This window comes from Psychrobacter glacincola (genome assembly GCF_904846215.1).
Classification (GTDB): domain Bacteria; phylum Pseudomonadota; class Gammaproteobacteria; order Pseudomonadales; family Moraxellaceae; genus Psychrobacter; species Psychrobacter glacincola.
Genome location: NZ_CAJGZK010000036.1, coordinates 1 through 12,264, shown reverse-complemented (window position 1 = coordinate 12,264; position 12,264 = coordinate 1). Strand labels below are relative to the sequence as shown.

The following is a 12,264-nucleotide window of genomic DNA, read 5'->3' as shown; positions in this document are numbered from 1 at the left end:
CAGGTATGGCCATCGTATTCTATGGCTGCCACCCTACAGCCCTAATCTAAACCCCATTGAAAAAAAGTGAGCATAAGCGAAGTTTCTATGCCAAGGTTAGATGGAGAATAATTTGGATAAGTTATTTTAGAACAGGGGTGGTATCGATTTTTTACTTTTAAAAAGAACGAGTTAGTTTTCGATAATATCTGCTCGAGAGTTTTTGACTTTACTCAATTTAGATAAATATAAAACTAATATCGGTAAGCTATAGTAAAATTTACTTTAGTCGAGTAGAATTACGCGATATGTATGTACGAATTGCGTAAATTTAGGTCTCATAATTATTTCGAATATTGCAAATATAGAATTCAATCAAAAAAATAGAATTTTCTTGTCCTAGAAAATGTAGGTATTCAAGCATATTTTCTAACACAAAATTGTTTTATTAAATCATCATTTGCATTTTAAGCTAGTCATGTCTTATAACATTAATTTTAAAAATTAGTATGTAGCAAGTATATAAGTTTCAATAACCTATACTCGATAACTGCATAGTTTGATATCTAACGACATATGTCGTATTGAGGGTTTTATGAATAATGCAATAATAAAAGCAATTATTATTACTGGTGTAATTGTCAGTGTATTAAGTGGTTTGATGGTTTTAGAGATGAATGAATTGGCACCTGCTTTTAAACAGACGGGACAATTGACCTTTTATGTCGCAATTACTTTTGTTTCTATTTTTTCTAGTGTTGTAGTTGCTGCCATATTATTCCATCGTAATCGTAAGAACCCACGCATAATGGTCAAACGAGCAAGAATTATTTACGCTACATATGCTGCTGGTATATCTGCGTTATTGTTCATTCTACCGAACTTTTTACTTAATAAGTCTGCGGCTTCTTGTATCAAGCCTAATATATATGCAGTAATTTCAGACCCTTTAAATATCAAGGTTTGCATGAATATTAAGTCTATTTTGTTCGCCAAATTTTTACCATTTACAACACCACTGTTTTTGGGAAGTTTAATAGTGAGCGCAATCGTAATTATGATGATTAGTGCGCTCATCTATCTGCTAGTCACTGCTAAATTCTTATATGGTAATAATAGGTAGCCTATACAAAGGTCTTATCTATCTAAAATATATAAATCAATCAGCATTAGTATAATTATTTTATCTAATAAAAAGATTTTATTGTCTAAATTTAGCAGGAGTTTGTCGTGTCAAATGTACTTATTGGGGTTGGTGGTTCAGGTCAGCATATCATTCACGCATATTTACGTGTATTAGCATTAGGTAACGCCGGATCTATAGATGTTCCACACGTCTATATTATTGACGCGGATGCTCAGTCTCAACAAATTGCCAATAGAAGAAGCCAGTTGGTACCAGACATTCAAAGTCTTCATGAGTATCTGCGTCATAGAGGCATTGGTAATAAGACCAAAGAGGCTAATTTTGATATTATTCGGCCCTATAGCCAGAACTTATCTTCTAGCAGTGATTTGACCGTCAAAAACGTTCTATTAGCACAAAAGAGTAAAACCAATGAAGAGATAAAAGCCTTTTTCTATGAAAAAGACTTGAACATAAAAGTCTCAGAAGGAATGCATGCCAATCCAAAAGTAGGATCAACCATATTTGGTGAGAAGCTTGGACGTGTGCTTGATGGCAGCGGAAAAATTAATACAGCTAATAAATTGCTATTACAGCAAGAATTCTTGTCATTATTTGATGATGATGTGACGGGTATTAATACCTCAGATTGTAATATCGTCATCGTAGGATCAGTATTCGGCGGTACAGGTAGTGGTATTATTCCGACATTAGCTCGTACATTTAACGAGATCATCAACAGCTCAAGCTCAGGACGTGCGATTAATTTAGCAACGGTAGCAACGTTACCATGGTTCCAGCTTAAACCTGGTGAAGATGGCTCAACAGGCAGCGCCTTTGATGTTGGGAAGTTAAAGCGCAATACCGCCTTTGCGCTCAGAAACTTCCAGTATGAATTGCAGTCTAATAGTAATAATGCTGTCAGCTCTATTTTTATTCAATCAGGTAGTATGTGGCAAGATATTCAAAGACCAAGCGCAGGCGACTTTGACCAACCGGAACATACACACGTGGTTAACTTGCTGGCAGCAAATGCTGTTCAGAATAGCTTTGCTAGACATTTTACCTCAAACGAATTGTATATGCCTATGAGTCAGCTGTCTCATGAGGTACGTAAAGGGCATTTTCATCCACATACTTCGGCTGCTTTACAATTCGAAGATTTTTCAAAGAATAAAACGTTTGTTAGTCTTTGGATGTTGCTGGTAAAAAACGCATTAACTATCTTAATTCTGCAAGCCTTTATTGAGGTGTTAAATGGATATGCTGAAGGCGAGATTAACCATGCTGTATTAGGGGATTCTGCTGCTCAGTACGACACTGTCAAAAAGCTATTAGACGAAATTAGTGAGCGGTTTGGTGTCAGCCTAGAGAGTAAGAAAGCTTGGTTCGGCTTAAAGTCAGTGACCTTTGTACCGAAAGTTGTAGCGACAAACCTAAAGGACGCTCTGGTCTTTGAACAGAAACAATATCAAGACAGCTTAAAATGGCTTTCAAAGCATGATTATGATAATGAAAACGCCTCAGGTATTATCCCAGCGTTTAGAGCCTACCATAATATCAATAGTGCAGATAATGCCAATTCTTTATGGTCGCAATTGGTTGGTGCAAATGACCAAACGGGTTTTGAAAAAGATGAGTTGTGGCAATCATGTGCACTTAAAGTATTAGAGAAAACCGTTGTAAATGATCAAGGTGCTATTGATACTACGCTACAGGCAAAAATCAATAGCATCATAGAGCAAGGTGTCACTGATACGAGTAAGTATTCTCAATTGGCAAGTAATATTGCTAGCTCAGTCTTTAAAAACCTCAACGATTATGTGAAACCAGCAGAGGAGTTTGGGGAGAAATTCTCTGAGTTCCGCACTCTGTCTGATACTGCACAATCTATTAGCCACGTTCAGCTACAGATGCAGCAACAAAGAGATAAAATTGCCCATTACGGCGCGATGGATTGGAACTTGCAGTTAGCAGGCGATGTAGCAGCGTTAGATATTATGGATATAGATCATCCTAAGACACTTCGTTGGTTAGATGCATTGTCCCCCACATCAACCACTTCCAATCTTATTAACACGATTCAATTAGATGAGAGTATCGCGCAAGGTGTTCCTAATATCTTAGCGTCGTTTTTATTACAGAAATGGCGACTACAGATTCAAAATGATATTACTGTCTCACAGTTAATAGAAAGTAACCATACTGAATATTACAAAATCGTTGCCAATAAATTCCAAAGTACAGAGATGGGCTTATATCTGTATGCACAGCGTGTCATTGAAGCAGCGTTCTGGTTACTGATAAGTGGTTCGACAGAGGTGGTTTATACTGCGATATCATTAGATGAGAACAATGCTTATCATCGTTGGCTCAAGCGTGAGCTATTGACCCAAAACTGGTCAGATAGTGAACTTGGTATGATCGTAACTAATGACTCAGAGCGCACACCATTATTTTTATGGAATGGCTATTATTGGTGCTTAGCAGCAAATAGTACGGCTCAAGATTACTTCGCAGGTTTACTACAAAACATGCAACTTCCGAGTCTGCGTTATAGATATGCTGATTTGTTCTCACGAAAAGAAAGTGGGGATAAAAACAATATTAGCTCACTAGATAAATTCTTTGCTGGGCAGTTGAATGCCTTAAGAATCAGACTAAAGAACAGTCCTAGTGCGAATAAGAATCATAATGAAAACATATTATTAACCGCCTTAACCGGTATATTGACTGATCTACCACCGCCCGCGCCTCCTAGTGTCGTGGCGCCGATTTACCCTGCGCTAACCTTGGGTTGCCGTAATGTCGTGACGCTTAGTGAAATTGGCACTTCAAGCTCTGTAGTCAAAACGAGTGGTTATTTAGTTAGACACCCGCAGGTAGTCATGTTGGATAAACTACCTGATAACAATGGTAACGTGGTTAATATCCAACAATTTTTACCTGTTAAAAAAGAGTACTGGCTTGAACCTGAAGTAATAGAGCAATTGTCTAAACCCAATGGTGAAGCGGTTCATACCAAAGTAAAATTTAATGGTGAGAGTAATAATGAGTGTTCAATACAATATACCAAATTGTATGTACCAGAATTAGGCTGGATGGAGTTCCCACATGGCGGCGATGCCAATCAAACTACTATTGCGATCACACCTTATGACTTAGCCTTTGGCGTTGGCGTCTGGCCAAACTTTAAAGTAGAAGGCTGGAACTACTACTTTATAACTGTAGATATTGAAAAGCGTAACGTGTACGAAGATTTAGCCAGTAAGTTAAATACCACGCTAGGCTCAGACAAGATTACAGTCACGGTATATTCTCAAGATTTAACACAATCTAAAGTATTTGGCTTTGATGCCATTCCCTTAAAAATTGAGTTTGTACCTGCCATCATAGAGCTGTCTTGTGGCGATACAGTGATTGCTACGCAGCCAATTATATTAAATGAAAATCTAAAATCAGGAAACAGCCATATAAAGTGTATTGGCTTAGATTTTGGTACTTCTAATACTTGCATGGCTAAGGCATACAATGAGCAGGGTCAGATTAAACGCGAAAATCTCAATCTTGCCAATACTGCTAATGAATCAAGAATGGAATGGTTAGTCTATTCCGAAACTGATGATATTAAAGGTCAAGAAGAGTGGTTAAAAAATCGTAGCGCTTATTATTTACAGCGTCAGGCAGATGTAGAGCAGGGTGCTAGCTATACCATTCCTAGTGAGATTTTACTCGGTTTGAGTAATCGTACCAATCCAGACGGCAGTAATCAGACCGATGTTCAGCTAAAAACCATGAAAGAGAATGCAGATAAAGGTCAGGTACTTATCAATGGCCTGAATTTAAATGCACCTATTTTTACTCCTTTATGTAGTGATTTTTTAGGTGTGTCAAATTCAGATAATGAGCGCATTAAGTTCTTTAACAGTTTGCTTGAAAGTAATGATATACAGCGTATTTATGGAAATATTAAGTGGCCTCAAGAGACAGGAGGGAGTGATTATCCCTTGTCTAGCAGACTGCGCTCTATCTATATTGAGCAGATGCTGATCGGAGTGTTAGCGCGCTTAAGATATTCTGGTGTGACAGATATAGACTATGTTTATGTTACTCGTCCTGACGCCTTCATGTTTGAAAATACGACCTTTGCTAATACTTATGCACGTGATATGAAAACTGTATTGAGCAAGCTGGCTGAGAAAACAGGTATCACGGTCAAAAAGCCAGATGTCATAGAGGTTTCTGAGACCGAAGCTGCATTGCAGATGTCTATGATCAATCCTAACGAATCTTATGTAATCATCGATATGGGCGGCGGAACAACGGACATCGACATTGAGCTAGCATATACGGATTATGATGACGCAATCCAGCGCTTAAAATACTCTAGTAGTATTAAATGGGCAGGTAATGATTTATTAAGTGCGATGCTAAAGCCTGAAGATAGCCCGATTCGTAAATTCTTAGAGCATAAAGTAAACATACAATCGAAAGATACTAATGAGAAATATTACGAGACTTTGTTAACTTCAGTTATGAAGCTGCAAATCCGAAACGGTATCCGTATCGTTGATGAGTTACCTACTGATCCAGGTGCAGTTTCAAAGGTTGCTGAGATGTTCTTTGAGAGTATTTATGAATACATCTTTGTAAAAATAAAATTGCTACTACAGCAAGCTGGTTTCAAGTCTATTGATCATCTAAAGAACCAAAAGCTAAATATCGTACTACAAGGTAACGGCTTTAAGCTGAGCGATTACTTTAGCCATGATACGCATCCGCATCCTGCTATCAACGAAGGTCATTATGCTCACGCAGTTTGGGATACCGTATTTGCGGATTATTTTGGTAGTGATGAGATAACACTGAATGTTAGCTATAGTGAGAACAGCAAAGAGCATATGATTCGTGATGGCGCTGGTGGTATTGCTGACCAGATGTATAGTAATAAGATTAGTAGCGTTTTGGAACATCCGAAAATGTTATATCCACCTAACATGTTTGATAAAAATATGACAGATATTCCAATATTGGTTGATTACGATAAGGATGGCGCTATCCCACGTCTTAACGATAGTCTGTCAGATAAAGAAAATCTACTGCCTCTATTAGAGAGTCTATTCCCTTACACTAAAAAATATTGGAATAATGATATCGAGAAGGTTGCATATTTATTTATCAACAACAGAATTGGCAATCTTAATTTTTATGACGTAAATGCTATGTATCTGACGGGTTCAGGAAATGGTAACGATCATTGGAACTTTAACTCAGCGATGCATCAGAAGTTACAGGGTAACTAGGAATATAATAATGATAAAAAACATCTGTAACAGTGAGCTATTTGTGCCGCAAAAATCAAAAACAACTAAGCTCGTTTTAGCAATAGTGGTAGGGGCAGCACTGTTGCCCTTATCGGCTATAGCAACGCCAATGAATGATAAAGAGGTAGATCAGTTATCAAAAGAAACAATTATTGATGAGTCTAAAGAAAAAGTAACTACTATTACTAACAGTAGTGAGAAGAAAGATTCAGGAAAATTAGATAATGACATATTTGATTCTTCAGTGCCTAGTGCCAATACGTCAAATAGCTCTACCAATCAGCCGAATGCAGGAAATATTGAAAATAACGATAGTAGTGATGGCACTAATACAGGAATTAATAATGGTACTCTTTCTGCCTTAGCAGAGGTAGAAGCGCGTGCTTCTGATAATACCAAAGAAATGCCTGTTGAAAAGCAACCAGAAATAGCCAAAAAAACTCCATTTTGGAAGAACACTAATTATCTATTAAGTGGCGGCTTAATATTTTTGATTTTAGGTGGAGCCTTGCTATCATTCTTAAAAATCAGCAGGTTAAGCGATGAGAATGAAAAGTTAGAGCAACAAAATCAGCGTTTAAGAAAAGAAGCTGGTAATACTCTTAGCAAGTTAAAGCAATCCAATGTTAAGAATGCAGAGCTTGAATCCACCCTTAAGCAACAACTTAATATAAACAACGATTATAAAAATAGTGCTATTGACACTTTTGGCGCAGTATTACCCCTCATGGACATGGAAGAGCCTTTAGTGATTGAGGATCTAGACGCATCAGACCGTAAGCAACTATCTGATAGTATCACCACATGGTTTCAAAAAAATCGGGGCAACATGAATATTAGTGATTTAGTAGCTGTAGAGATCCAGCGCAAACTAGATCATTGGCAGTATTCGATTGAGCTATGGACGCAGAGTGATGGTGTTGACTCTATTGAATTGGCACAGAATACGATGCGTGCTTCCGTTATTAGTCTAACCAAACCTGATAGACAGGGCTTTGCCTATTGCTATAAAAAACCAAATGCACTATCGACAGTTTGGGTAAATAAAGGGTGGTACAAAGTACAGCGAACAAATAGCACGCTAGAAGTGTCGGGCGAACCGTTGGAGATAAACTAATGCAAATATACCTATCCAAGTATGCTGGTGCATTAAGCGCGGCATTATTATTTAGTTTAGTTGCAGGTTGTAGTGATGAGCCCGAAGCGATTGCCACTGAGGCGCCTGCGGTAAAAGTCAATGCTACACCTAATTTTATGCCGCCATTGAACTTGGATATATTACCCAAAAATAACAGCCCCTCAGCGATCGATTATATTATCGATGGTTCAGCGAGTATGTGTGGCTATTTTAATGCAGAATTAGATACTACTGAACAAGCCATTCCTATTACCAAGTTGGTTCAGGCTATTCAATCTGTACTCAGAACGAATGATCGTATATTGATATTTATGCAGGATAAGGCATCAGACAAAGCAACTTACATCCCCTTTGAGAAGTTTGAAAACCAATTGATGCAAGGTAAGTGTGATTTAGGCGGGCAGTACACTGAGCTTGGTCTGATTCTTCAGGATTACAGAGAACAACCTGAACTTCAACAACGCTCAGTAGCGATTGTTTCAGATATGCACTTATTGCCTGCTGAGAGAACAACCTTTGAGACGCAGTACGATGCCTTTCTTGGTGCCTATGTGAGTGCAGAAAATACCGCTTCTTCGCTATCTAATGGTATCTTATCGCTTCGTTCGCCATTTGTCGGAACTTATTATACGGTGAATAATGCACCTAAGACATTAGAGCAGACACAAAAACATCTACATTTCTTTTGGTTGGCAAAACAAGCGCCAGATGCTGCCCAGATCGAAAAAATACAACAAAATTTAATTGATGCTCAGACCCAGTTTCCAAACAGCGTTATTGCTCAGGCTGAGTTTTTACCACAGCTTCGGCTCTTAACGGATGATGCAAAAAGTTATGAATCATTTAGCTCGCCTGCACCAGTTATTAGTCCAAAAAATATTATTGATTTGTCTATGGGTGAAGATAAACCCTATATTAGTGCGTTTGAAGCCAATAGTTCGCTTAGTGAAGAGCAAAAGAATTGTTATGATATTAGCTGGGATGAGAAGAATGGCATTGCTTTTTATCCTTATTCCAATCCAAAAACCAATCGTGACAAGATTTGTCCGGATGGTCCACTATTTCGCTCCAAAACAGGCAGTACATTAAGACTCAACTTGCCATTGCAAAATGGCTACAGTGTCACGCCCAAAGCACCATTAGAGGTAATAGATAATTACCTCTCGATTCCTATCATAAAAGCACAAAAATCTTGTATTGGCGTAAGCTCGGGAATGGCAGATACGCAAAAAAGCGCTCAAGGTTTTGCGCTACAATATGCTGCTGATAGCACCGCTATAAATACAAATTATTATGCTCAGTACTCTATTGAGCGTGATGGTTGCAGCTCTGATTCGGACTGCAGCAACCTTGTAGATAAGACTTTTCAGTATAATCAGTTGATATCTAGTCTTGCTAATAAGTCGAAACAACATATTGAAAGCCTGTATCCAAGGACTATCAATATTAATCTAACTTGTGACCCAAGCTAATGATAGATGATGATATGTGGGTATTATGGCGGTTGTCGACTCAACAAAATTTAGAGAATAATAGCTTTGAATGTAGTTTAGTCTTAGAGAGTTCAGATGGTTCGCCTCTTGAAGTTATAGATATTAATATCGCAGAGGTTCATGCCAAATCTTGGCTGCGTTTGGTGCGTCAAGAAGCACCATTCGATATTATTAGCGACATCGATATTCCAATAAAAAATAATCTATCGTTGTTTTTATCTGGTTTTATCGATGTTGAGGCACTTATAAAACTCAAACTAGATTTAGCATATATCTATTTATGGGCATCAGCAAAACACGAAAAGATATATCTTGAAACGTTATACCCATTAAGTAAACTAAATGAAAAAGCAGAAAGTCGAGACTTTAGTAAAAACTGTATACAGATATACCCCGAAACTCCCTCGCAAAAGTATGTTGATCTAGAAGATCAAATACTAGAAGCAAAGGATTTATCACACTTATTAACAATCATTCAGCATCAAGTTGAAGAGGTTACAGTAGTAAAAGAGCTCGAAATAACTGAAGAGATTATAACAGAATCTGAAGTTGACCAGAACAGCTTTGATATTGAAATGCTAGATAGCAACGATGTGGATTCAGTGTGGGGAATATTTGCTAAGCAAGATTTAGATGATTTGGTAGAAGGCTTTAATGACTGGCAAAGAGTACACGGTAAAAATACGCTGATTGCGAGATTGCCAAAAAGACTATCAAATAAATTAGATGACGAGTTTAACGTTGTATTTTGGACCAGTGGACAAGGAATCAGCAATATGATTGTAGATGATAAACCGCCTAGACATACTATGGTGTTGGGTATCACGAATCGCTCTGGTGATCAAAGTATCGGCTATTGTATACAAAGACCAACAAGCTTGGATAAAATGTGGACGCATCAGAAATGGCATAGCCTTGAATGCAGTAACAGTGAGATTTTAAGGGTAGAGCCAGTAAATTTTTAAAACTCAACTCTATACATGTCCATTGATATGATAGTGACGCGATAGGTATGCTGTCTAGCAGATTGCATAAAATAATACACAATGTAATATGGCTTAATTCTAATGAATAAAAACCTTCAGTATACGTTAATGAGTTTTACAGGCATTCTGTTGATGGTGATTGCTTCAGGTGTTTTCGAATCCAATAATGATACTTATTATGATGATACAGAGTCTGCTGGATCATATGAGATTGGTGAACCAGGTGAGCAACAAGTAGATGAGTCTGACATAGCAGCAGTAGAAGATGTCGAGGTTGCTGTAAATACAGCAACTGATGAGCAGAATATTGAATGGGTTGACCAACTAGCTGTAATAGATGCGCAGTATCCTAACGATATGGAACGACTAGAGAAGTATCAAAGTTTACTTGATGATAATAAAAACCCTTTTGCACCAATCTTGCTGGCCAGCACTATCGTCAACGTTAAGAACCAATCTAGAGATGTAGATATATTTGAAGAGTGGTTAGCTAGTTTTGGATTTGATGTTAGCTCAATTGATAGTCTTGAAACCTTGGCAAATAACCAAAATGTTAATGCAATGTTTTTACTGGGCGTTTATTACTATCAGGTACAACTTTATGATCAATCTAGATCTTGGCTTGAGCAAGCTTCAAACCAAGAGCACGCAGGGGCAATGAACCAATTGGCGTGGGTATATCGAGAAGGACTTGGTGTTAATACAGATCTAGATTACGCAGTAACATGGCATCGTCATTCTGCTGAGGCTAATTACCCGCGTGCGATGACCAACTTAGCTTATCTTTATAGTATCGGTGAAGGCGTTGAAAAAGATTTAGACACTTCCGCTATGTGGTATAAAAGGGCAGCTGAGCTCAATAGTGCTTCAGCGATTTATGCAATAGCGACTTATAGTCTAAACGGTACAGGTGGTATGGAAAAAGATGAACAACAGGGCGTTAGTTTATTAATGGAGTCCGCAAAGCTTGGGCATAAGAGAGCAATGTATGCCATAGGAAAGCGCTATGAAAATGGCGACGGATTAGAGGTAAATATGGAAGAGGCAATTAATTGGTATAGTGAATCTGCTAAGCTGGGCGAATCTGATGCTATTCAAGCTATGAATCGATTAAATTATTAATATTTTTGAGGCTTTAGAAATTAGTGATGTCTTATATTCATCATAGCTGTATTAGTAAATATTTGGATATTAAAGGCTGTAGCGGAAAGTTTAATAGTAGTAAATTATATTGCAGCAGTTAAAGTTAATTAGGGACTAAGAATTAATGAGATTTAATTTATTGTTGTACGTGCCAGCATTGGTCGATAATCTTGATATGGAATACGGAATTTTTATCCAGCATCATTTGATGGATGACGCTGATGTTGAATTGAATTACTTTGACTTCAGCAGGATTAATTCAGAAAACTATGCCTTAGATATAGTAGATAGAAATGAAGTCACTAAAAAAGTAAGAAAAGATTGTCTGGTAGATGGTTATACGCTTAATAGTCATTATTCGATAGATTTAGATAAAGGTTTTAACAGAAACATAAGTAGGGACGAAGTTAGGCAGATATTTATATGTTTTAAAAATAATTCAAAAGAACCTATCGATGCTTTTATTCGTATGACTCACGATGGGGAAACCAACAACTATCGTATTAAAGATAATTTGGTATTCTTTCAACTTTGGGTGGCTCCAGAGATGGCAGGTAGTTCTGATATTGCCTTAAATATAGGAAAAGTTAATTATACGAACTTTGATTACTTTTCTGAGAGTATAAAGAAAGAGGTGAATAATCAATGGCGCTTGATGTTAAATAAGAAAAGAGACATCAGTAAAGAGAAGCTTGTTACGCACAATGAAGTTACTCATGAGCAATCAGAACTCCTTCAAGAACCAAAAATACAAGCTAAGCTTGAAAGAATATTTGCACAGCCAGATGAAGTTCCTGATCATGTACGCGTTATAAATACAGATTCGCAAGAAATTCTAATTCCACAAAATGGCAACGTACTAGCTGATAGTAGAAATGGATCGAATAGTTTTAAGATAATCGCTTATATTTTACTAATTTTAGGAGTTTTATCAATTTTAGGAAAAATATTTAGTGGTAATTAATTGACTTGATGTAATTTTTAAAAATTAAGAACTGAAGTTTTGATGCAATTAATCGATTACTTGTTTAATTATTTGCTAAGCAACATAAATACATCGTTAGAAGTCAATGAA

At 37.2% G+C, this 12,264-nt stretch carries 7 protein-coding genes; all 7 read left to right on the top strand.

Annotation, left to right across the window (positions count from 1 at the left end):
- Positions 1 to 574 precede the first annotated feature (574 nt).
- The 7 genes from JMW90_RS13010 to JMW90_RS12980 all read left to right on the top strand — a co-directional run bounded on the left by JMW90_RS13010 (position 575) and on the right by JMW90_RS12980 (position 12,153).
- Positions 575 to 1,102, top strand: a complete 528-nt coding sequence (locus tag JMW90_RS13010) for a hypothetical protein (protein WP_149492569.1) — start codon at positions 575 to 577, stop codon at positions 1,100 to 1,102.
- Positions 1,103 to 1,209: 107 nt separating this feature from the next.
- The gene (locus JMW90_RS13005; protein WP_201564678.1) at positions 1,210 to 6,408 is read left to right on the top strand and encodes a tubulin-like doman-containing protein; all 5,199 of its coding nucleotides are present in this window, start codon (positions 1,210 to 1,212) and stop codon (positions 6,406 to 6,408) included.
- A 10-nt stretch (positions 6,409 to 6,418) separates the two neighbouring features.
- Positions 6,419 to 7,546, top strand: a complete 1,128-nt coding sequence (locus tag JMW90_RS13000) for a hypothetical protein (protein ID WP_201564676.1) — start codon at positions 6,419 to 6,421, stop codon at positions 7,544 to 7,546.
- Entirely contained in the window at positions 7,546 to 9,039 is a 1,494-nt protein-coding gene (locus JMW90_RS12995; protein ID WP_201564674.1) for a hypothetical protein, read from the top strand. Before JMW90_RS13000 ends, JMW90_RS12995 begins: the two co-directional genes overlap by 1 nt.
- On the top strand, positions 9,039 to 10,025 hold the full coding sequence (locus tag JMW90_RS12990) for a hypothetical protein (protein ID WP_201564673.1): 987 nt from the start codon (positions 9,039 to 9,041) through the stop codon (positions 10,023 to 10,025). The genes JMW90_RS12995 and JMW90_RS12990 overlap by 1 nt, the downstream gene beginning before the upstream one ends.
- Positions 10,026 to 10,127: 102 nt before the next feature.
- On the top strand, positions 10,128 to 11,168 hold the full coding sequence (locus JMW90_RS12985) for a tetratricopeptide repeat protein (protein ID WP_201564672.1): 1,041 nt from the start codon (positions 10,128 to 10,130) through the stop codon (positions 11,166 to 11,168).
- A gap of 145 nt (positions 11,169 to 11,313) precedes the next feature.
- Positions 11,314 to 12,153 (top strand): hypothetical protein, encoded by an 840-nt coding sequence (locus JMW90_RS12980; protein WP_201564671.1) that lies wholly within the window; start codon positions 11,314 to 11,316, stop codon positions 12,151 to 12,153.
- The last annotated feature ends 111 nt before the right edge of the window (positions 12,154 to 12,264 follow it).

What these genes read in the sequence shown, in the direction of transcription:
- JMW90_RS13010 (WP_149492569.1), top strand. Translation starts at nt 575, where the DNA reads ATGAATAATGCAATAATAAAAGCAATTATTATTACTGGTGTAATTGTC.
- JMW90_RS13000 (WP_201564676.1), top strand. Translation starts at nt 6,419, where the DNA reads ATGATAAAAAACATCTGTAACAGTGAGCTATTTGTGCCGCAAAAATCA.
- JMW90_RS12995 (WP_201564674.1), top strand. Translation starts at nt 7,546, where the DNA reads ATGCAAATATACCTATCCAAGTATGCTGGTGCATTAAGCGCGGCATTA.
- JMW90_RS12990 (WP_201564673.1), top strand. Translation starts at nt 9,039, where the DNA reads ATGATAGATGATGATATGTGGGTATTATGGCGGTTGTCGACTCAACAA.
- JMW90_RS12985 (WP_201564672.1), top strand. Translation starts at nt 10,128, where the DNA reads ATGAATAAAAACCTTCAGTATACGTTAATGAGTTTTACAGGCATTCTG.
- JMW90_RS12980 (WP_201564671.1), top strand. Translation starts at nt 11,314, where the DNA reads ATGAGATTTAATTTATTGTTGTACGTGCCAGCATTGGTCGATAATCTT.